This is a genomic window from Streptomyces sp. NPDC086787, from assembly GCF_044745865.1.
Taxonomy (GTDB): Bacteria; Actinomycetota; Actinomycetes; order Streptomycetales; family Streptomycetaceae; genus Streptomyces.
In genome coordinates this window covers 93236-112821 of the sequence record NZ_JBIVBC010000005.1, presented here as the reverse complement: position 1 = coordinate 112821, position 19586 = coordinate 93236, and the positions used below count along the sequence as shown (strand labels likewise).

At 70.8% G+C, this 19586-nt stretch carries 21 protein-coding genes and 1 tRNA gene; 8 read left to right on the top strand and 14 right to left on the bottom strand.

Going from position 1 to position 19586, the window contains the following annotated elements; translation table 11 throughout:
* Window positions 1–57 precede the first annotated feature (57 nt).
* Window positions 58–558, top strand: coding sequence for a GNAT family N-acetyltransferase (locus ACIPK3_RS14790; protein ID WP_402569654.1), 501 nt, complete (start codon window positions 58–60; stop codon window positions 556–558).
* A gap of 45 nt (window positions 559–603) precedes the next feature.
* Here ACIPK3_RS14790 and arfB read toward each other — a convergent pair whose 3' ends face one another.
* On the bottom strand, window positions 604–1032 hold the full coding sequence (gene arfB / locus ACIPK3_RS14785) for an alternative ribosome rescue aminoacyl-tRNA hydrolase ArfB (RefSeq protein WP_402569652.1): 429 nt from the start codon (window positions 1030–1032) through the stop codon (window positions 604–606).
* A 137-nt stretch (window positions 1033–1169) separates the two neighbouring features.
* Between arfB and ACIPK3_RS14780 the strand changes: the two genes are divergently transcribed.
* A complete protein-coding gene (locus ACIPK3_RS14780; protein ID WP_402569651.1) occupies window positions 1170–1745 on the top strand; it encodes a TerD family protein in 576 nt (191 codons plus the stop codon).
* Window positions 1746–1805: 60 nt separating this feature from the next.
* Window positions 1806–2333 carry a GNAT family N-acetyltransferase gene (locus ACIPK3_RS14775; RefSeq protein WP_402569649.1) on the top strand — a complete coding sequence of 176 codons (528 nt, stop codon included), beginning with the start codon at window positions 1806–1808 and terminating at the stop codon, window positions 2331–2333.
* A gap of 11 nt (window positions 2334–2344) precedes the next feature.
* Here the strand turns inward: ACIPK3_RS14775 and ACIPK3_RS14770 are convergent, their stop codons facing one another.
* Window positions 2345–3784: a M1 family metallopeptidase gene (locus ACIPK3_RS14770; protein WP_402569647.1), complete on the bottom strand. Its 1440-nt coding sequence runs from the start codon at window positions 3782–3784 to the stop codon at window positions 2345–2347.
* A gap of 38 nt (window positions 3785–3822) precedes the next feature.
* On the opposite strand from ACIPK3_RS14770, the gene ACIPK3_RS14765 reads away from it, so the two are divergent.
* Entirely contained in the window at window positions 3823–4323 is a 501-nt protein-coding gene (locus ACIPK3_RS14765) for a hypothetical protein (RefSeq protein WP_402569645.1), read from the top strand.
* Window positions 4324–4389: 66 nt separating this feature from the next.
* Here the strand turns inward: ACIPK3_RS14765 and ACIPK3_RS14760 are convergent, their stop codons facing one another.
* Genes ACIPK3_RS14760 through ACIPK3_RS14750 form a run of 3 tightly spaced genes read right to left on the bottom strand, consistent with a single transcriptional unit; the run spans window position 4390 to window position 7237 of the window.
* Entirely contained in the window at window positions 4390–5115 is a 726-nt protein-coding gene (locus ACIPK3_RS14760) for a pentapeptide repeat-containing protein (protein ID WP_402569643.1), read from the bottom strand.
* 40 nt (window positions 5116–5155) lie between these two features.
* Window positions 5156–6562 (bottom strand): NAD(P)/FAD-dependent oxidoreductase, encoded by a 1407-nt coding sequence (locus tag ACIPK3_RS14755; protein WP_402569641.1) that lies wholly within the window; start codon window positions 6560–6562, stop codon window positions 5156–5158.
* A 9-nt stretch (window positions 6563–6571) separates the two neighbouring features.
* Entirely contained in the window at window positions 6572–7237 is a 666-nt protein-coding gene (locus ACIPK3_RS14750) for a rhomboid-like protein (RefSeq protein WP_402569639.1), read from the bottom strand.
* 79 nt (window positions 7238–7316) lie between these two features.
* Between ACIPK3_RS14750 and ACIPK3_RS14745 the strand changes: the two genes are divergently transcribed.
* Together ACIPK3_RS14745 and ACIPK3_RS14740 are read left to right on the top strand one after the other, a co-directional pair.
* Window positions 7317–8417 (top strand): nitrous oxide reductase family maturation protein NosD, encoded by a 1101-nt coding sequence (locus tag ACIPK3_RS14745; protein ID WP_402569637.1) that lies wholly within the window; start codon window positions 7317–7319, stop codon window positions 8415–8417.
* An 82-nt stretch (window positions 8418–8499) separates the two neighbouring features.
* Window positions 8500–9528, top strand: coding sequence for a methyltransferase (locus ACIPK3_RS14740; RefSeq protein ID WP_402569636.1), 1029 nt, complete (start codon window positions 8500–8502; stop codon window positions 9526–9528).
* A 94-nt stretch (window positions 9529–9622) separates the two neighbouring features.
* Here ACIPK3_RS14740 and ACIPK3_RS14735 read toward each other — a convergent pair whose 3' ends face one another.
* The 7 genes from ACIPK3_RS14735 to ACIPK3_RS14705 are packed head-to-tail and all read right to left on the bottom strand — an operon-like array spanning window position 9623 to window position 14901.
* Window positions 9623–9979: a TcmI family type II polyketide cyclase gene (locus ACIPK3_RS14735; protein WP_402569634.1), complete on the bottom strand. Its 357-nt coding sequence runs from the start codon at window positions 9977–9979 to the stop codon at window positions 9623–9625.
* Between the two features lie 20 nt (window positions 9980–9999).
* The gene (locus ACIPK3_RS14730; RefSeq protein ID WP_402569632.1) at window positions 10000–10482 is read right to left on the bottom strand and encodes an SRPBCC family protein; all 483 of its coding nucleotides are present in this window, start codon (window positions 10480–10482) and stop codon (window positions 10000–10002) included.
* 1 nt (window position 10483) lies between these two features.
* Window positions 10484–10741 (bottom strand): acyl carrier protein, encoded by a 258-nt coding sequence (locus ACIPK3_RS14725; protein ID WP_402569630.1) that lies wholly within the window; start codon window positions 10739–10741, stop codon window positions 10484–10486.
* Window positions 10742–10783: 42 nt separating this feature from the next.
* Window positions 10784–12034, bottom strand: a complete 1251-nt coding sequence (locus tag ACIPK3_RS14720) for a ketosynthase chain-length factor (RefSeq protein ID WP_402569628.1) — start codon at window positions 12032–12034, stop codon at window positions 10784–10786.
* 25 nt (window positions 12035–12059) lie between these two features.
* Entirely contained in the window at window positions 12060–13316 is a 1257-nt protein-coding gene (locus tag ACIPK3_RS14715) for a beta-ketoacyl-[acyl-carrier-protein] synthase family protein (RefSeq protein WP_402569626.1), read from the bottom strand.
* Window positions 13313–13759: a cupin domain-containing protein gene (locus tag ACIPK3_RS14710; RefSeq protein WP_402569624.1), complete on the bottom strand. Its 447-nt coding sequence runs from the start codon at window positions 13757–13759 to the stop codon at window positions 13313–13315. The genes ACIPK3_RS14715 and ACIPK3_RS14710 overlap by 4 nt, the downstream gene beginning before the upstream one ends.
* Window positions 13760–13812: 53 nt before the next feature.
* On the bottom strand, window positions 13813–14901 hold the full coding sequence (locus ACIPK3_RS14705; protein ID WP_402569622.1) for a SchA/CurD-like domain-containing protein: 1089 nt from the start codon (window positions 14899–14901) through the stop codon (window positions 13813–13815).
* 212 nt (window positions 14902–15113) lie between these two features.
* On the opposite strand from ACIPK3_RS14705, the gene ACIPK3_RS14700 reads away from it, so the two are divergent.
* A complete protein-coding gene (locus ACIPK3_RS14700) occupies window positions 15114–16760 on the top strand; it encodes an FAD-dependent oxidoreductase (RefSeq protein ID WP_402569621.1) in 1647 nt (548 codons plus the stop codon).
* Between the two features lie 101 nt (window positions 16761–16861).
* Here the strand turns inward: ACIPK3_RS14700 and ACIPK3_RS14695 are convergent, their stop codons facing one another.
* A complete protein-coding gene (locus ACIPK3_RS14695; protein WP_402569620.1) occupies window positions 16862–17824 on the bottom strand; it encodes an alpha/beta fold hydrolase in 963 nt (320 codons plus the stop codon).
* Between the two features lie 153 nt (window positions 17825–17977).
* Here ACIPK3_RS14695 and ACIPK3_RS14690 point away from each other — a divergent pair, with 153 nt between their 5' ends.
* Window positions 17978–19402, top strand: coding sequence for a hypothetical protein (locus ACIPK3_RS14690; protein ID WP_402569618.1), 1425 nt, complete (start codon window positions 17978–17980; stop codon window positions 19400–19402).
* A 72-nt stretch (window positions 19403–19474) separates the two neighbouring features.
* Here ACIPK3_RS14690 and ACIPK3_RS14685 read toward each other — a convergent pair.
* A tRNA-Thr gene (locus ACIPK3_RS14685) sits at window positions 19475–19548 on the bottom strand.
* Window positions 19549–19586 lie beyond the last annotated feature (38 nt).

Here is a 19586-nt window from a genome sequence, read left to right as displayed (position 1 = left end):
ATGGGCGCCGCGGAAATCCGCTCGCGCGCCGCGGAACCGGCGTCGTAGGTTCCCGGCATGCCTCCTCGCCTCGTGGAAATCACACCCGGAAATGTGGACGCTGCCCTCGCCATTCGCGTACGGCCCGATCAGGAACACGCGGTCGCACCCGTCGTGAAGTCACTGGCCGAGGCGTACGTCCATCCAGGGGTGGCCTGGCCGCGTCTCATCGTGGACGACACGGTGGACGACGGGGACGGCGGCGAGGACGGGGGCGGCGACGGCCGTCCGGTCGGCTTCCTGATGGCCTTCCTCGACATCGACTGGCACGGCGACGGCACGGTCCGCCGCTCCGGCCTGTGGCGCCTGAACATCGCCGAGGGCGAGCAGGGCAGGGGCTACGGCCGCTTCGCCGTCGAGTCCGTGGCCGACGAGCTCCGCCGCCTCGGCCGAAAACAGCTGTACGTCACATGGCATCCCGGCCCGACGGGCCCGGAGGAGTTCTACCGCCGGCTCGGCTTCACCCGGACCGACGAGACCAGCGGGGGACAGACGGTGGGGGTACTCGACCTCGGATAGGCCGCACCCGGGCAGGCCGCGAGCGGACCGGCCGACCTTGTCGGCTCAGCCCCAGTCCCGGCCGGACCGGCCCCGCTTGGTGTCCGCGCGCTGTTTCTTCTCACGGAGGCGGCGTTCGTTGATGCCGCGCGGGATACGGGTGGGTTTGCGGGGCTTGGGCGGCGGCGCGGTCGCTTCCGCGAGCAGGGCGGCCAGGCGTACGGCTGCGGTCTCGCGGTTGCGCCACTGGGAACGGTGCTCGGAGGCCCGTACGGTGACGACCCCGCCGACCAGCCGCCCGGCGAGCCGCTCCAGCGCCCGCCGCTTCCACACCTCGGGCAGTGCCTCGGTGTTCGCGAGGTCGAAGCGCAGCTCCACCTGGGAGTCGCTGGTGTTGACGTGCTGCCCGCCCGGACCGGACGACCGCGAGAAACGCCACACCAGCTCGGCCTCGGGCAGGGAGACGGAGCCGCGGATGACGTGAGGACCGGACATGCGTCCATGGTGACGGCTGCGTACCGTCCACGTCACCTGCATTTCCGGCACGCCGGAACCATCCGGGCCCCTCCCGGCGTTGTCCGGGGTGAGGTTAACTTCGTGCGCAAACAGAACTAGGGAAGGGACTCCCAACAATGGCTGTAAGCCTGTCCAAGGGTGGCAACGTCTCGCTCACCAAGGAGGCTCCGGGCCTGACCGCCGTCACCGTGGGCCTCGGCTGGGACGTCCGCACCACCACCGGCACGGACTTCGACCTGGACGCCTCCGCCATCGCGGTGAACACGCAGGGCAAGGTCTACTCGGACGCCCACTTCGTCTTCTTCAACAACAAGCAGACCCCGGACAACTCGATCGTCCACACCGGTGACAACCGCACCGGCGAGGGCTCCGGCGACGACGAGGCGATCAACGTCAACCTCGCCGCGCTCCCCGCCGACATCGAGAAGATCGTCTTCCCGGTCTCCATCTACGACGCGGAGAACCGCGGCCAGAACTTCGGCCAGGTCCGCAACGCCTACATCCGCATCGTCAACCAGGCCGGCGGCGCCGAGATCGCCCGCTACGACCTCTCCGAGGACGCCGCCACCGAGACGGCCATGGTCTTCGGCGAGCTGTACCGCAACGGCGCCGAGTGGAAGTTCCGCGCCGTCGGCCAGGGCTACGCCTCCGGCCTGGTGGGCATCGCCCAGGACTTCGGCGTCAACGTCTGACGAAGCCTCGTGCCGAGGGGCCGGACCGCTCGGTCCGGCCCCTCGCGCTAGCTTTCCCCGGTGATCCTTGAGGCTCTGACCCCCGGTGACGACATCCCGGGCCCCCTGCTCACCGAACTGACCGCGCTCTACGCCTCCAACCGCGACTTCCACGCGCTCAGCGGGGAGTTCCCGGATCCGGACGATGTCCGGCCGGAGCAGGTGGCGAAGGCGTTGGCCGACGAGCTGGCGCATCCCGGTGCGGAGGTGCTGCTCGCGCGGAGCGAGGGGCGGCTCGCCGGGGTCGTCGTCACTCTCGCCCACCACCCCGACCCGGCCGATCCGGATCCCTGGATCGGGCTTCTGATGGTCGACGCCGACGTGCGGCGGCAAGGGCACGGGCGGCGGATCGCGGGGCTTGTCGAGGACCGGTTCCGTGCCGCCGGGCGTACGGCCGTCCGCCTGGCCGTGCTCGACAACAACCCCGCCGCGCTCGCCTTCTGGACCTCGCTCGGCTACGAGGTCGTCGCCCACCGTCCGGACCGCCAGCGGGGCCGCCCCTGCGCCGTACTGCGCAGGGCGCTCGGCGCGCCGCCGGAGGACGAGTAGCGCCGAGACCGCTATCGGTGCGCGGGCTTGCCCTCGCCGTACAGCCAGTCGGACCAGATCGCGTCGAAGTCCTTGTCCGGTGCCATCTTCTCGACGTAGGCCGTGAAGTCGGCGGTGTTCGCGTTGCCGTGGCGGTGGGCGGCGGCCCAGCCCTGGACGATGTCGTAGAAGGCGTCGTCGCCGACCTTCTGCCGGATCTTGTGCAGGACCATCGCGCCGCGCTCGTAGACCGGACGGTCGGAGACGTGCGCGGCACCGGACGGCTTCGCGGGCGGGAACGCCCAGATGGCCTTGGCCTTTTCGGCGTCGTCGAAGTAGTCGAGGTCGCCGTCGTAGACCGCGTCGAAGGTCTGCTGCACGGTGTCGCCGTCGTGGTCCTCCTCCCAGAGCCACTCGGCGTAGGTCGCGAAGCCCTCGCTGAGCCACATGTCCTGCCAGGTCTTCGGGGTGACCGAGTCGCCGTACCACTGGTGGACCAGCTCGTGGACGAGCGTCCAGGTGTCCGGGGCGCCCGGGAAGACGGGGCGGTTCTGGGTCTCCAGGGCGTAGCCCGCGTCGTCGTGGCGGTCGACGATCGCGCCGGTGGAGGAGAAGGGGTACGGGCCGAAGTTGGTCTCCGCCCACTCCATGATCTCGGGGATCTTCGCCAGCACCGTGCGGCTCTCCTCGGTCTGCGTCGGGTCGACGGCCACGTAGGCGGGCAGCCCGCTCTTGAGGGCGGGGCGGGTGATGTCGTAGTGGCCGACGGCGAGGGTGGCGACGTAGGTGGCCATCGGTTCGGCGGTGTGCCAGGTGAAGGTGGTGCGGTTCCCTGTCGTCCGCTCGCTGCGCAACTCACCGTTGGAGACGGCCTGGAGGCCCTTGGGCACGGTGACCGTCACGTCGTAGGACGCCTTGTCCGAGGGGTGGTCGTTGCCGGGGAACCAGGCCATCGAACCGGTGGGCTCGCCGAGGGCGAGGGCGCCGTCCGCCGTGCGCAGCCAGCCCTCCTCGGAGCCGTCCGGGTCGGTGATCGTCTGCGGGGTGCCCGAGTAGCGGACGGTCGTGCTGAACGTCTCGCCCTTGTCCAGGTCGTCGTGCGGGCGGATGGTCAGCTCCTGGCCGGCCCGGTCGAAGCGGGCGGGTCTGCCCTCCACGGTGACGTCCCGGACGTCCAGGCCCTTCAGGTCCAGGTCGAACGCGGACAGGTCCTCGGTGGCGCGGGCCGTGATCACCGCCTCGCCGGTGAGGCGGTGGTTTCCGGGGTCGTAGGAGAGGGTCAGGCCGTAGTGGCCGACGTCGTAGCCGCCGTTGCCCGCCTTGGGGAAGTACGGGTCGCGCACCCCGCCGAGACCCGAGCCGCCGGGGGTGCCCCGCACTCCGCCGTCGCAGGCGGTCAGGGTGAGCGCGAGGGCGAGCACGGCGGCGACGGCCGGGGTGCCGGCCTGGACAGGACGTACGGACCTGGACATGTCAGTGATCCTACGAGGGCCGTGACACCATCAGCTACGTGCTCGACATCGGCTACGCCCTCTCCAACCGCTTCCCCGACCCGCCCCAGACCGACTACCGGCGCGCGGACGTCCACGCGCTGCGGCACGACCTGTTCTGCGGGGACGTGTACCTCGCCGACACCAAGGCGGACCGGGAGCTGTCCACAGCCTGGGGATGGGTGCCGGTGCTGGACTTCGCGTGGGCGCTGTGCGACATCGTGGAGCGGATCGACCGGGACCCGGCGGGATCGCGGGCGTCCCGGCCGCAGCGGGCGGAGCTCGACTTCACCGAGTCCACCGACTGCATGCTGTTCGAGCGGCGCTTCGGATGGGTCGACATCGAGGCCGACTGGATGCCGACCGAGGAACCGCCGCTCACCTTCTCCCACGCCGACCTGCGCCGTGAGGCGCGGGACTTCCTGCACGACCTGCTCGCCGATCTGACCGACCTGCATGACGACCTGGCCGAGAACCCGGCGATCTGGACGCTTCAGGCACGCTTCCCACGGGTGAAGTGAGCCGACGGGCGCGTGAGCCGACGGCGGCGTCGGCCGCCCGGATCGACCCCGATCACCCGACCCCGGTCACTCGACCCGGATACCGAGTTCCGCCGCCAGCACCGGCGCCAGGTCCAGCAGCTGCCCCAGCGAAACCGTCGCCCCCGCCAACCGCTCCACCCCCCGCGCGATCTCCAGCGAAGCGGCCCCGCGCAGATCCACGTCCTTCAGGGTCGCCCCGCCCAGATCCACCCCCTTCAGCACGCAGTCCACGAACTCCACCCGCTCCAGGGCGGCGTTCGCGAAGTCCGGTTCGACCAGGACGCAGCCCTCGAAGACGACGTCGGTGAGCTTCGCGGAGCGCAGGTTGAGGTAGTCGATCTTGCCGCCCCGGATCAGCACCCGTTCCAGGACGGCACCGTGCAGCTGGGTGCCGCCCAGCCGGGCGTCGGTCAGCCGGACGTCCCGCAGGGTGGACTCGGCGAGGTCGGTGCCCACGCCCCGGATGCCGGTGAGAACCGTGTCCAGCAGGCGGGCGCGGTGCAGCCGGGTCCCGTCCAGGGCGCAGCCCGTCAGCGCGCAGTCCATGAAACGGGCCCCGCTGCCGTCCTGTCCGGCCAGGTCCGTCTCCCCGAAGTCCAGGCCGTCGTAGTCCCCGTCCGGCTCCAGCTCCCCGCCGTCGAACGCCGACAGCGAGGGCAGCCGCAACTCCGGCCGCCGCGCCGGCCGCACACCCGCCCGTGCCCCTGTCCGTGCCCCCGCCCGTGCCTCTGATCCTGCCCCTGTCCCGCCGCCGGTGGCTCTCCTCGTCATGCCCCCATGCTGCACCCACCCACTGACAACGGCGGAGCGCTCAGTGCCGCCCCGCCACCCGGTCCGCCAGCCGGGCCAGACGCGAGGACTCGGCCCCCGGGTGGAGCCGCTCGCGTTCGTCGGCGGCGCGGTAGGTGGCGTACATGCCCTGGACGCCCAGCCAGCGCAGCGGCTCCGGCTCCCACTTGCGCACCTTGTGGTTCACCCACGGCAGGTCGGTCAGCTCGGTGCGGCCGCCCTGGCCGGAGTCCTGCTGGACCAGGTCGCACAGGGTGCGGGCGGCCAGGTTGGCGGTGGCGACGCCCGAGCCGACGTAGCCGCCCGCCCAGCCGAGGCCGGTCGAGCGGTCCAGGGTGACGGTCGCGCACCAGTCGCGCGGCACGCCGAGGACACCGGACCAGGCGTGCTCGATCCGCAGTCCGGCGAGGGACGGGAAGAAGCGGACCAGGATGTCGCGCAGCGCCTCGACCGTCGCCTCCTGGGTGCGGCCGTCGTTGTCGGTGCGCGAGCCGAAGCGGTACGGCACCCCGCGCCCGCCCAGCGCGATACGGCCGTCGGCGGTGCGCTGGGCGTACATGTAGGCGTGCGCCATGTCGCCCAGGGTCTCCCGGCCGTCCCAGCCGACGGCGTCCCACTGCGCGTCGGTGAGCGGCTCGGTGGCGATCATCGAGGAGTTCATCGGGAGCCAGGTGCGCTTCTGGCCCTTGAGGTTGGCGGTGAAGCCCTCGGTACAGCGCAGCACGTAGGGGGCGCGGACCGTGCCGTAGGGGGTCACGGCGTGCTTGGACCGGATCTCCGTGACCGGTGTCGACTCGTGGATCTCGACTCCGAGCGCCTCCACGGCCGCCGCGAGCCCCTTCACCAGCTTGACCGGGTGCAGGCGCGCGCCGTGCGGGGTCCAGCCGGCGCCCACCGCGTCGGCGACCCGGATCCGCTCCCGCGCCTCGCGGGCGCCGTACAGCTCGCGGTCCTTCTCGCCGTACGAGAGTTCGTGTTCGTGGAAGGCCCGCAGCCGCGCCAACTGCGCCGGTGTGGTCGCCACTTCCAGTACGCCGCCCTTGTGCAGGTCGGCGTCGATGCCCTCGGCGGCGGCGGCCGCGATCACCTCGTCCACGGTGGCGTTCATCGCCTGCTGGAGGCGTACGGCGGCCTCCTTGCCGTGCAGCCTCGCGTACCGGTCGCGGCCCGCGATGCCGTTGTAGAGCCAGCCACCATTGCGTCCGGAGGCGCCGTAGCCGCAGAACTTCTGCTCCAGGACGGTGATACGGAGGAAGGGGGCGGCCTTCTTCAGGTAGTACGCGGTCCACAGTCCCGTGTAGCCGCCGCCGACGATGACGACGTCGGCGGTCGCGTCGCCGGAGAGCGGCTCGCGGGCCTCGGGTAGGCCCTGGTCCGCGTACCAGAAGGAGACACCGCCGTTGACGACACCGCTTGCCGAGCTGTTCATGGCGGGACGTTAACCCCTGAGGGCGGCCGGTGTCTCCTTCGGATTCCATGCTTTTCCGCAGCCTCTGACCAGCGGATAGCAGCCCAGACCGATCAGTACGGCGACGAGGTGACCGAAGTCGGTGAAGGTGCGCCCGGCGGCCAGCGGGACGCCGTAGACGGCGAACACGGCCGCCAGGTACGCGTACCGCCAGGGCGCCGCGATCCGGTAGACGAGCACGGCGACGACGCCCGCCAGGGCGTAACTCACCCCGATGTCCAGGGTGTCGACCGCCGAGCGCGGGGCGTGTCCGGCGCGGACGGCCAGCAGCAGGGTGCCCTCGCTGATCAGCGTCGCGAGCACGTGCGCGGCCACGCACACGGCGAGCCAGCGTGCCGTGCCGAGCCAGTGCTCCGCCTGCGCGTGGAAGACCGTGAACAGGACGACGTACGGCAGCCAGTGCCCGCCGTCGATCCACATGGCGCTGGTGACCAGCACCCGCAGGGGATGCCGCGACAGCTCGTGGATGTTGGTGGACCGCTGCCGCAGGAAGTCGTGCTCGAAGGCCGGTGACATGTGGTGCAGGGCGACGGTCGTGACGAACAGGATCAGCAGCCAGACGTACGTTCCCGGGGCGCCGCGCACATAGGCCGCGACCGCCCGCAGCCCCCGACGAAATCCGCTGACCCGGTTCACATCCGTCAGTATCACCGGGACACGCCGCCGGATGGCTCATCCGGCCAAACTTAGGCTTATCAGTCATAACGTGCGAGATATGAAAAAATGCCATATTGCCTACCTGGGGTGCACCGCCGCACTGCTCGGCGCCGGACTCGGGGCCACCCCGGCCACCGCCGCTCACTCGACCCTCATCGTTCATCCGGGCGAGTCGATCCAGAAGGCGGTGGACGCCGCCCAGCCCGGTGACACCGTCCTGGTGCTGCCCGGCAACTACTACGAGAGCGTCAAGATCACCAAGTCCGGGCTGACGCTGCGCGGTTCGGGCCGGACCACCATGATCAAGCCGGATCCGACGGTGGCGGTGCCCGACAAGCCGAGCAAGCCGGACGGCACCACGCCGACCACCGGCAGCTGCGCCGAGAAGGGCAACGGCATCTGCGTCATCGGCACCAAGACCGCGAGCCTGGAAGGCGTCACCGTCTCCAACCTGACGGTGACCGGCTTCGCGCACAGCGGGGTGTTCGCCATGGCGACCGACGGGCTGACCGTGCGCAAGGTGCACGCCGTGGACAACAAGGTCTGGGGCATCGCCCAGGAGCGCTCCACCCGCAGCACGCTCCGGCAGAACCACGCCACCGGCAACGGCGACGCGGGCCTGTTCCTCGCCAACACCGTCTCCGCCGAGGAGGGCGCCGCCGACACCAGCGGCACCGTGATCGAGGACAACCGGCTGGAGAACAACCGGATCGGCCTCACCGTCCGGCGCCTGCGCACCCTCTCCGTCAACGACAACTACATCACCGCCAACTGCGTGGGCGTCTTCGTCGTGGGCGACGAGAACATGCCGCGGGCCGGCGCCATCAGCGTCCGCGACAACACCATCGTCAAGAACAACAAGTCCTGCCCGAAGACCGAGCGGCTGCCCGCCCTCCAGGGCTCCGGCGTCGTCCTGACCGGCGCCGAGGAGACCGAGGTCACCCGGAACGTCATCACGGACAACGTGGGCGAGTCGCCGCTGTCCGGCGGTGTCGTGCTGTTCAAGAGCTTCGTCGGCGCCACCAGCGAGCGCAACCGCGTCAGCGACAACACGCTCGACGGCAACGCCCCCGCGGACCTGGTCAACACCGACCCCGGCCGCGACAACTCCTTCACCGGCAACACCTGCCGGGCCTCCAAGCCGTCGGGCATGTGCTGAGCCGCACCGTCACCGGCCACCCGTGAACCACCGACGACAGCCACCCACGACAGCCACCGACAACCAGGAAGGAAGGCGGCACATGACCACCGCACCCACCGCCCCACCGCCGTCCATGCGGCTGCGAGAGCTCGTATTCGGCGCGGCCTGTGCCGCCGCCGTCCGCGCCGCCGCCCGGCTCGGCGTCGCCGACGCCCTCGGCGAGTCCCCGCTGGCCGTGGAGGACCTCGCGGCCGCAGTGAAGACCGAACCCAAGCCGCTGCGCCGGCTGCTGCGCGCGCTGTCCTGCTACGGCGTCTTCGAGGAGCGCCCGGACGGGATGTTCGCGCACACCGAGATGTCCCGGCTGCTGCGCGAGGACGACCCGCGGAGCCTGCGCGACATCTCGCTGTGGTGCACCGAGCCGTGGACCTGGGACGCCTGGCCCAGGCTGGACGAGGCCGTGCGCACCGGCCACAACGTCGTGGAGGACCTCTACGGCAAGGAGTTCTTCGAGTACCTCAACGAGGACGCCCCCGAGTCGGCGGACGTCTTCAACCGGGCCATGACCACCTCGAGCGAGCAGTCGGCGCGGGAGGTCGCGGCCCTGCTCGACCTGTCGCACTGCCGGTCGGTCGCGGACATCGGCGGCGGCCAGGGGCACGTGGTGGCCTGCCTCCTCGACAAGTACCCGGCGATGCGCGGCAGTCTGCTCGACCTGCCCCGCGTGGTGGAGAACGCCGTACCGAGGCTGCGCGAGGGCGGCGACCTCGCCGACCGCGCCCGGATCGTGCCCGGCGACGTCCGCGTCGCGGTCCCGGTCGAGGCCGACGTCTACGTCATCAAGAACATCCTGGAGTGGGACGACGAGAGCACCGCCAGGCTGCTGCGCAACGTCATCGAGGCGGGCGGCCCCGGCACCCGGGTCGTGGTCATCGAGAACCTCGTCGACGACACCCCGTCGATGCGGTTCAGCACCGCGATGGACCTGCTGCTGCTCCTCAACGTCGGCGGCGCCAAGCACACCACCGACAGCATGGTGAGCCGGCTGACGGAGGCGGGCCTGGTGGTGGACGAGATGCGTCCGGTCAACCCGTACCTGCACGCGTTCGAGTGCCACGTGCCCGGCTGACACCCACGGCACACAAAACCATCGGTCGCCGGGCCCGCCATCACCGCGGGCCCGGCGACCGATGGCCGTCCGGGGATGTGCCGGACGGGATGGTTCAGTGCGCGCGCTCCCGCTCCCAGAGGTAGAAGCGCTGCGCCATGGCGTCCTTCGGCGAGCGCCAGGTGGCCGGGTCGTAGGCGCTGACGTACGCGGACAGCCGCTCGCTGATGTCCCGGAACTCGGGGTGCCCGGTCACCTTGGCGATGGCCGGTCCGGGCTCGCGCTCCGACTCGACCAGGTGCATGTACACATCGCCGAACTGGAAGAGGCTGCGCCGTGTGACACCGATCAGATGCGGCAGTTCTCCCCGGTCGGACTCCTCGAAGATCTTGGCGATGTCGGGGCCCGAGCCGGGGGCCATCCGGGCGACGATGAGTGCCTGGTGCGGCGACTGGTTCGGCGACTGGTTCATCGGTTGGACCTCCGTCCGGTTCAGTCGGCCATGGCCGGCGCGGCGGGCCGATGCCCGGCGGCGGCCTGCTCGATCTTGTCCCGGATCAGAGCCATCTGGACCTTGGAGTTCCGGTTGATGTTGTCGGTCATCCAGTCGTCGTCCACGGGCGCGTCCGGCTTCATCTCGAAGTCCTGCGTCCAGACCATACGGATGCCCGCGGGCACCTCCTCGTACTGCCAGTGGATGTTCATGTAGGCGAAGGGACCCGTCTCCACGCGGCGGGCCTTGACACTCAGGGCACCGCGGTCCGGCTCGCGCTCGGAGACCCAGCTCCACACGGTGCCGTTCTCGTCCGGGTGCATGGTGAGCCGGAACGTCGTCTTCCTGCCCTCCTGGGAGAGGACCTCACAGGACGCGTACTCACTGAACAGCCGCGGCCAGTTGTCGAGATCGTTGGTCATGTCCCAGACGAGGTCCAGCGGTGCGGCGATGGTGATCTCGTTCTGCGTGTGTCCGGCCATGTCAGGCTCCTGCCATGAGTGTGCTGTTGACGAGGTCGAGGAACTGCCGGGGGGTCCTGCAGCGCTCCGCGTCCGGCGGCATCGGCGTGCCGTGCCGGTTCTCCAGCTCGCCCACGATGCCGAGCAGGCCGAGCGAGTCGACGCCGAGGACGTCGAAGCCCACGTCGCTCTGCTGCTCAAGCTCCTGTGGGGCGACGGTGACCCCAGCGGCCTTCTTCATGAGCCCGGACAGTTCCTCTACGGTGATTTGGGCGGTCATTTCCTCTCCTTTACTGCGGAGGCTGTGCTGCGAGGCGCCTCGCTACGAAGCGCCGGCGGTGCCGTGCCGGAGCACGAGCGCCGAGTTCGACCCCATGAGTCCCCTGCTGAGGACCAGCGCCGTACGCAGCTCGGCCGCACGGGCGCGGCCGGTCACGAGATCGAGGTCGTGGCAGACGTCGAAGACGTTGGGAGTGGGCGGGATCAGGCCGTGCTCCATCGCGAGCACCGCGGCGGCGCTGTCCAGCACCGGTGCCGCGCAGTAGCCCCGGCCGAAACCGGTCTTCGGCGCGGTGACCGGTACCCGCCTGCCGTGACCGCCGAGCGCGTCGGCGATCGCCAGCGCCTCGGCCCGGTCCGCCTCCGGCACCCCGAGGGCGTCGGCGAAGACGACGTCGACCTCCTCCGGGGCACAGCCGGCCTCGTCCAGGGCACCCCGGATCGCCTGCGCGAGTCCCTCCCGGGACTCCGCCCAGCGGGACGCCCCGGTGAACGTCGCCGCGTGCCCCGCGACGAAGGCCCGGACCACGGCACCCCGCTCCCGCGCCGCCCGCTCCGCCTCCACGACCAGCATCGCGCCGCCCTCGGCGGGCACGAACCCGCAGGCGGAGGAGGTGAACGGACGGTAGGCGCGAGCCGGGTCCTCGACGATGCTCAGCTCCTCGTAGCCGAGCTGACACACCATCGAGTACGGCGCGAGCGGCGCCTCGGTCGAACCGGCCACGATCGCGTCCGTGCCCCGGCGCACCGCCCGCGCCGCATGGGCGATGGCGTCCAGACCGCCCGCCTCGTCCGCGGCGACCACCGAGCAGGGCCCCTTGAAACCCCGCCGGATGGAGATCTGTCCGGTGCTCGCGGCGTAGAACCAGGCGATGGACTGGTAAGGGCCGACGAACCGGCTGCCCTTGCCCCACAACCGTTGCAGCTCCCGCTGGCCGAACTCGCCACCGCCGGAACCGGCCGCGGTCACCACGCCGATGGAGTACGGCGCGGCCGAGGTGTCCGCCGCCCCGAGCCGGGCGTCGTCCAGCGCGAGGTCGGCGGCGGCCATGGCGTAGTGGGTGAACCGGTCCGTCTGGACGAGGAAGCGCTCCTCGACCGCCGCCGCCGGGTCGAAGTCGCGGACCTCGCCCGCCACCTTCAACGGCATGTGCTCACAGCCCTCGCGGGTGATCCGGTCGAGGACGCTGAGCCCTTCCTGGGTGGCCTTCCAGAAGGTGTCGGTACTGGTCCCGTTGGGCGCGACCACACCGATGCCGGTGACGGCCGCGCGCCGTTCATGAGGTGCGCTCATCTGCCTTCTCCGCTCATCGTGCTTTCTACCTGGGACGGGTCAGGATCACCGCGGACTGGAACCCGCCGAACCCGCTGCCCACGGACAGCACGCTGTCCAGCTTCCGTTCACGGGCCACGCGCGGGACGTAGTCCAGGTCGCACTCGGGGTCGGGGGTCTCGTAGTTCGCGGTCGGCGGCACGACCTGCTTGGCCAGCGCCAGCACACACGCCACGATCTCGATCGCGCCGATCGCCCCGAGGGAGTGCCCCACCATGGACTTGATGGAGCTCATGGGCGTGTCGTAGGCGTGCTGTCCGAGCGCCCGCTTCACGGCCGCCGTCTCGTGGCGGTCGTTCTGCCGAGTGCCCGAGCCGTGCGCGTTGACGTAGTCGATCGCGGACCCGTCGAGCCGGGAGTGGTCCAGGGCGACCTCGATCGCCCGGGCCATCTCCAGACCCTCACTGGTCAGGCCGGTCATGTGGTAGGCGTTGCCGTAGGTGGCGTAGCCGCTCAGCTCGCAGTACACGTGCGCACCGCGGGCCCGTGCGTGTTCCAGCTCCTCCAGGACGAGCACCGCGCCGCCCTCGCCCATGACGAACCCGTCACGGTTGTTGTCGAAGGGCCGGGAGGCGTGCGCGGGATCGTCGTTGTTCGGGGACGTTGCCCGGATCGCGTCGAAGCAGGCCATGGTGATCGGCGAGATCGGCGAGTCCGAGGCACCCGCTATGCAGATGTCGGCCCGGCCCTCCTCGACCGTGTGCAGGGCGTAGCCCACCGCGTCCAGTCCCGAGGTGCAACCCGTGGAGACGGTCTGCACCGGACCCCGGGCACCGAACCGCTCGGCCACCGCGGAGGCCAGCGTGCTCGGCGAGAACGCCCGGTGCAGCTGGGGCTGCGCCTCCCCGTGGTCCACGTCCCAGCGCTGCCCTCGGTGGCTGACCAGGACGTAGTCGTGCTCCAGACGGGTGGTGCCGCCCACCGCGGTGCCCAGCGACACCCCGACCCGCCAGGGGTTCTCCCCGGCCAGGTCGAGACCCGAGTCGCGGACGGCCTCGTCCCCGGCGACCAGGGCGAACTGGATGTACCGGTCCGCCCGCTCGATCTCCTCGGTGTCCAGGCCGTACGCCATCGGGTCGAAGTCGCACTCGGCGGCGATCTGGGACCTGAGGCCCGACGGGTCGAAGAACGTTATGCCCCGCGTCGCGGTCCGGCCGTTGGCGAGCAAGTCCCAGAACGCCGGTACGCCGATCCCGCCCGGAGCCACGATGCCTATGCCGGTGACCGCCACGCGCCGGGTCATGACAGGACCCGGCCTTCCGTGACGACGGCGGCGGCACCGATGATCTCGGTCTGCGCCGGGGTCTCCTCCGTGTCGACATGCCCCAGCTGCGGCCGCGGCGCCAGCGGACCCAGGTGGAAGACCATCCGCGCCTCCACCTTGCCCACGTTGCGGAACCGGTGCCGCATGTGCGCGGGGATCATCAGCCCCTGCTCCGGCTGGAGCGTGTAGGGCTCGTCGTCCAGGTCCACCTCCAGCTGCCCGCAGACGACGTAGACGAACTCCTCGGAGTACGGGTGGTAGTGCTCACCGATGCGGTCACCGGGCTGCACGATGGCCACGCCCATGAAACCGCTGGTCGAGCCCACCGTGGCCGGGGTGAGCATGGCGCGCAGGTCGCCACCGCGCTTGACGTTGGGCGCGACCTCGCTCAGATCGATGATTCTCGGACGGGATTGGGTCACGACGTTCCTCCGATGGGTTGCTGCGTCGTCGGCGTGAGAGCGTGGCCGCAGGGTCAGGCGCCCGGCGAACGGCGGTCGGTGATGAGTTCCATGCGGACGGCGGCACCGTCGAGGAGCTTCTCCACCTCGGCGGTCCGGCCGGCCTTCGGCAGAACCGGTACGGCACCCGCGCCGGCGTGCACGTCCACCAGCCGCACCACGACGTCGTCCCGCTGGAAGACCGTGCTGCGCAGCACCGGACTGCCCTGGTCGTCCGCGGTCAGCTCGTCGGCCTCGGCGAGCAGCTCGGCCAGCCGCATCCCCTGACCGGCCTTCGCCGGGTAGCACAGGGCGTGCCGCTCGGCCTCCGGCTGGTCGCCCGAGGTCACGTGGTGCACAGCGGGCAGCGCCGCCCGGGTGAAGAAGACCCGCGCGGACTCCTGGTCGTCCAGGTCGCGGTCGTGCTCCAGGTACGGGTTGATGGCCTCCTCCACCGCGCGCACCTCGGGCTGCCGGGCGACGTGCCGCAGCGCCGCCATCAGGTCGCCGCGCACCTCGATCGCGCGGACCACCCGGTTGCCGTGCATGAACAGGGAGGTGCGGCACAGCCGCGTGGTGTCGTCGACCCGCGCCTCCGGCGACGAGTAGTTCTTGAGGATCTTCGCGACCTCCGCCTCACTGCCCGGCTTCACCGTGAAGGTCAGCGCGTGCCGGATGACCCCGTCACCGATCCGCGGGGACGTCTGGAGCCGGCGCTGCGACGACGAGGCCTCGGCCCCGGCCGCCGCGCCCTCGGTCTCCCGGACCACGTGGAAGCGCAGCGAGCGGGTGTCACGGACGCAGCTGTGCAGCGGCTGCACCATCCGCACGTGCTCCTCGCTGTTCACCCAGGCGAGGAACGGCGGCGCGCTCTCCCACTCGCTCGTGATGAGCCATTGGGATGGATTCTCGATGGACTGGCACAGTTGGTCGCTGACGTGTCCCGGCACAGAGGCGACCTGGTTGCACAGTTGCTCGTACGCCTCCAGGAACTGCTGCTGTGCTCCGTCGTACACCTCGACGAGCAGCACGACCCGGAGCCGGGAGCCGTCGAACACCGACTGGGAGACTTTCGACACCTGGCGCGTCAGTTCTTCTGAAACACGTTCAGACGTAGTGGTCATCCTGCGTACATCTCCTTCGCGGGGGCAGAGGCGGACGCCGGCCGCGAGTGACGCGACGTCAGCGTTCCTTGATCCTGTGACGGACCCCACCGGTGCGCGACTCGTATGAACCACGTGGGTGATTGGACGCGCGGAGGCGCTCCCGCACGGCCCCACAGGGCATGGACAGTCACAGGCGCCCCATGCGCGCACCCCTGCCACTGGAGGCTTCCATGCATCGAAAAGCCGACCACCGGGTTCCCGTCCTCATCGTGGGCGGCTCCCTGGTGGGCCTGTCCATGTCCGTGTTCCTGGGCCGTCTCGGTGTGCGGCACATGCTCGTGGAGCGACACGCCGGGACCTCGCACCACCCGCGCGGACGCGGCAACAACGTCCGAACGATGGAACTCTTCCGGGTGGCCGGCATCGAGCCGGACATCCACGAGGCGGCCTCACTGCTCGCCGACAACCACGGCATCCTGCAGACCCCGACGCTGGTCGGCGACGCCGGGGAGTGGCTGTTCAAGCACATCGACCCCGGTGGTGGGCTCGCGCGATTCAGCCCCACCTCATGGTGCCTGTGCAGCCAGAACGACCTGGAGCCGGTCCTGCTGGACAACGCCCGCGAGCTGGGCGGCGACCTGCGCTACTCCCACCACATGGAGTCCTTCGTGCAGGACGAGCGAGGGGTGACAGCGGTCGTACTGGACCGCAACACCGAGGAGCGCCACACCGTCCACGCCGACTACCTGGTCGCCGCCGACGGCCCCCGCAGCCCGGTCCGCACCAGCCTCGGCATCGGCCAGACGGGTCCCGGCGAACTCTTCGCCAACGTCAGCGTCACCTTCCGCTCGAAACTGCTCGCCGACGTGGTCGGCGACCGGCGCTTCATCTGCTGCTACCTCACCGACCCGGACGCCGACGGCGCCCTGCTCCCCGTCGACAACAAGGAACGCTGGGTCTTCCACGCCCCCTGGCACCCCGAGCACGGCGAGACTCTGGAGGAGTTCACCGAGGACCGGCTCGCCAAACACATCCGCCGCGCCATCGGCGCCCCCGACATCGATGTCGAACTCACCGGCAAGGCGTCCTGGCGGGCCGCCGAACGCGTCGCCGACCGGTACCGGCAGGGCCGCGTCTTCCTCGCCGGCGACTCCGCCCACGAGATGTCCCCCACCGGCGCGTTCGGCTCCAACACCGGCATCCAGGACGCGCACAACCTGGCCTGGAAACTCGCCGCCGTCCTCGACGGCTGGGCGGGCCCGGACCTGCTGGACACCTACGACACCGAGCGCCGCCCGGTCGCCGTCGCCACCAGCGCCCGCGCCTCCGCCCGCTCCGTCGAGCACAGCCACCCCGGCTTCGCCCCCGCCCCCGGTGTGGGCGGCGGCCAGAAGAGCGGCATCCTGGGCGTCGTCCTCGGCTACCGCTACCCGAAGGGCGCCGTCATCGACGCCGACCCCGACCAGCCGGTGGTCCCCGAGAAGATGACCCTGGACGGCCGCCCCGGCAGCCGAGCCCCCCACATGTGGCTGCACCGCGACGGCCGGCGCATCTCCACGGTCGACCTGTACGAGAACTCCCTGGTCCTGCTCACCGACGCCCCCGACGACGCCGGCTGGCACGCCGCCGCCCGCCGTATCGCCGAACAGGACGGCGTACGGCTCGACTCCTACCGCGTCGGCCGCGGCCCGGACGCCGACCTGGCCTACGGCGAGGGCGACGACACCGCCGACTGGGCGGAGGCCCACGGCACCACCGCCGACGGAGCGGTCCTGGTACGCCCCGACGGCTATGTGGCCTGGCGGGCCCAGGGCGCCGTACCGGACCCGGAGGCGTCGCTGCGCAAGGTGCTGACGGCGCTGCTGCGCACGCACTGAGCCCACGGCCGTACGACGACGGAGGCCACCGGCACCTCTCGGCGCCGATGGCCTCCGCCACGAGAAGTGCCGCTCAGCACGCTCTCAGCACGACTGAGGAATCAGCACTCCTTGAGGAACTCGATGAGCGCGGCGTTCACCTCGTCCGGCCGCTCCTGCTGGGTCCAGTGCCCGCAGCCCGCCAGCTCGAGCGGCGGACGCCGCAGGCTGGGCATCAGCTCGGGCAGCCGTGCGATGAGTTCGGGCGTGCCGGGGAACGCGGGCACCGGGTCGCAGTCGCCGTAGACGTACAGCGCGGGCGTGGTGACGGTGGCGCCCTGCCAGGGGGCGGTCAGCTCCCAGTTGCGGTCCAGGTTGCGGTACCAGTTGAGGGCGCCGGTGAAACCCCCCGAGAAGCTCTCGGTGAGCGCGTCGAGATCGGCCTCGGTGAACCACTCCGGCAGCACCTCGGGGTCGGGCATGTCCGCGAGCCAGCCCTTCTCGGGGTCGTCTACCAGCAGTTCCCTGACCGCCCCGTCGCGTGCCGCTTCCTCGGAGATGGCGTAGAACATCTTCCGCAGCGCGGTGCGCGTGTCCCGCGCGAACTCGGCGTCGGCGACACCGGGACGGTTGAAGTAGCTCCAGTAGAACCGGCCGCCGAACCGCTGCTCCATCGCCGCCAGCGGCGGCCGGGCCGGCCGGAAGGGCGGCGGCACACTCAGCCCGGCCACCCCGCGCACCAGGTCCGGCCGCAACAGCGCGGTGTGCCAGGCGACCGGCGCACCCCAGTCGTGCCCGACGACATACGCCCGCTGCTCGCCCAACGCCCCGATCAGCCCCACGACATCGCCCACCAAGTGGAAGATGCTGTACGCGTCGACATCGTCGGGATGGTCACTGCTCCCGTATCCCCGCTGGTCCGGGGCCACGACACGGTAGCCCGCCGCGGCCAGTGGCCCGATCTGCCGATGCCAGGAGTGCCACGACTCGGGAAACCCGTGCAGCAGCACCACAAGCGGCCCTTCACCCTCCTCCACCACGTGCAGCCGGATCCCGTTCACGTCGATCATCCGATGCTCAGCCATGGCATCGAGCCTACGGTCCGCCCACCCGCACCGCGCAGCCCCGTCGCCGCACTTCGCTGGGCTGTCCGGGTCGACTCGGTTTCCTGGGACCACGGAGCGTGGGAGGGCTGAGCTGATCCGAAGGATGTACGGATGTGGCGTTGAGGAGTGGCGATGGGCTGGCGGAAGATGCGGGTCGGGACTGCCGTGGCGGCAGGGACACTGCTCGCCGGAATGATGACGGTTCCGGCGCACGCGTTGACGATGGTGGGCTGTTCGGAGACGGAGCTGCGGGACGCGATCACCGCGTCCAACGGAATGCTGGGCGGCGACACCCTGCAACTCACCTCGTACTGCGTGTACACGCTGACCGACACTTTCGGCCAGCTCCCGACGCTCATCCAGCCCCTGGTCATCGTGGGCAACAACGCCACGATCCGCCGGGACCCGACGGCCCTGAGCGACTACCGCCTCTTCCAGGTCACCACCGGCGGCTCGCTGGACATGAGCACCCTGACCCTCATGAACGGCAGCTACGGTCCGGCGACCGTCGGCGGCGGCGCCGTGGCGGTCACGGAGGCCGGCGGGCCCCTGATCACCAACAACGTCAACTTCCAGGGCAACCGTGCCACGGGCCGCGGCGGCGCGGTGTACCTCAACACCACCTCGGCCGCACCCTCGTCGATCACCGGGGGCACCTTCAGCGACAACATGGCGATGAACATCGGCGGCGGCGGCATCTTCACCCAGGGGGGCACGCTGACCGTGGACTCGGCGACGATGACCCGCAACCGCGCGGGCTTCGGCGGCGGCATCTACGCGGACGGCACGAAGCTGACCGTCGAGGACAGCATCGTCAGCAACAACACCGGCGTGTTCGGCGGCGGCGGCATCATCCTCCTCGACGGCAACGCCGGCACCCCGGTGAACATCACGGACACCGCGATCACCGACAACAGCGTCACCGGGAGCGCGGAAGGCGGAGGCGGCATCGTCGCCTCGCTGGCGACCGGCAACGTGACCACGATCACCGACTCCACCATCTCCGGCAACACCGTCACCGGCTACACCGCCATCGACGGCTTCGGCAACCGGGGCGGCGGCATCAACAAGGAGACCGGCACCAGCGGCCAGCTCATCCTGGACAACACCGACGTGACAGCCAACCGGATCATCGGCGCGAGCGGCCAGGGCGCGGGCATCGCGGCGGGCGGCGGCTCCCCCGCGGGCGTCCTGACCCTCCGGAACGGGACCTCGGTGACCCGCAACCTGGCCTCCGGCCGCTACTCCCAGGGCGGCGGCCTCTACACCGAGAACGGCGAGGGTGACGCCCTGACCGTCGCCATCGACACCACCAGCATCGACACCAACAAGGTCACCGGCACCGGCTCCGCCGCCGCCGGCATCTACAACCTCGACGCCACCGTCTCCCTCAACGGCGGCAGCGTCAGCAACAACACCGCCCCCGCCGCCCCCGCCCCCGGCGGCATCTCCACGGTCGACGTGCCGATCTCCTCGGTCACCGGCACGACGATCACGGGGAACACCCCGACCAACTGCCTCCTCAGCCCCATGCCCGTCGCGACCTGCATGGGCTGAGACCCCGCCACGAAACACCACCGCCCCCCAGCACATTTCGATGTGCTGGGGGGCGGCTGCGTCGTACGACCGAGCCCCCTGTCGGATTCGAACCGACGACCTACGCTTTACAAGAGCGTTGCTCTGGCCAGCTGAGCTAAGGAGGCGTGCGCGCCCGTGGTGTGCGTGCGTGCCAGTGCAGTGT

Coding starts and splice junctions, on each gene's coding strand:
- ACIPK3_RS14790 (WP_402569654.1), top strand. CDS start 58: ATGCCTCCTCGCCTCGTGGAAATCACACCCGGAAATGTGGACGCTGCC.
- arfB (WP_402569652.1), bottom strand. CDS start 1,032: ATGTCCGGTCCTCACGTCATCCGCGGCTCCGTCTCCCTGCCCGAGGCC.
- ACIPK3_RS14780 (WP_402569651.1), top strand. CDS start 1,170: ATGGCTGTAAGCCTGTCCAAGGGTGGCAACGTCTCGCTCACCAAGGAG.
- ACIPK3_RS14770 (WP_402569647.1), bottom strand. CDS start 3,784: ATGTCCAGGTCCGTACGTCCTGTCCAGGCCGGCACCCCGGCCGTCGCC.
- ACIPK3_RS14760 (WP_402569643.1), bottom strand. CDS start 5,115: ATGACGAGGAGAGCCACCGGCGGCGGGACAGGGGCAGGATCAGAGGCA.
- ACIPK3_RS14755 (WP_402569641.1), bottom strand. CDS start 6,562: ATGAACAGCTCGGCAAGCGGTGTCGTCAACGGCGGTGTCTCCTTCTGG.
- ACIPK3_RS14745 (WP_402569637.1), top strand. CDS start 7,317: ATGAAAAAATGCCATATTGCCTACCTGGGGTGCACCGCCGCACTGCTC.
- ACIPK3_RS14740 (WP_402569636.1), top strand. CDS start 8,500: ATGACCACCGCACCCACCGCCCCACCGCCGTCCATGCGGCTGCGAGAG.
- ACIPK3_RS14735 (WP_402569634.1), bottom strand. CDS start 9,979: ATGAACCAGTCGCCGAACCAGTCGCCGCACCAGGCACTCATCGTCGCC.
- ACIPK3_RS14730 (WP_402569632.1), bottom strand. CDS start 10,482: ATGGCCGGACACACGCAGAACGAGATCACCATCGCCGCACCGCTGGAC.
- ACIPK3_RS14725 (WP_402569630.1), bottom strand. CDS start 10,741: ATGACCGCCCAAATCACCGTAGAGGAACTGTCCGGGCTCATGAAGAAG.
- ACIPK3_RS14720 (WP_402569628.1), bottom strand. CDS start 12,034: ATGAGCGCACCTCATGAACGGCGCGCGGCCGTCACCGGCATCGGTGTG.
- ACIPK3_RS14715 (WP_402569626.1), bottom strand. CDS start 13,316: ATGACCCGGCGCGTGGCGGTCACCGGCATAGGCATCGTGGCTCCGGGC.
- ACIPK3_RS14705 (WP_402569622.1), bottom strand. CDS start 14,901: ATGACCACTACGTCTGAACGTGTTTCAGAAGAACTGACGCGCCAGGTG.
- ACIPK3_RS14700 (WP_402569621.1), top strand. CDS start 15,114: ATGCATCGAAAAGCCGACCACCGGGTTCCCGTCCTCATCGTGGGCGGC.
- ACIPK3_RS14695 (WP_402569620.1), bottom strand. CDS start 17,824: ATGGCTGAGCATCGGATGATCGACGTGAACGGGATCCGGCTGCACGTG.
- ACIPK3_RS14690 (WP_402569618.1), top strand. CDS start 17,978: ATGGGCTGGCGGAAGATGCGGGTCGGGACTGCCGTGGCGGCAGGGACA.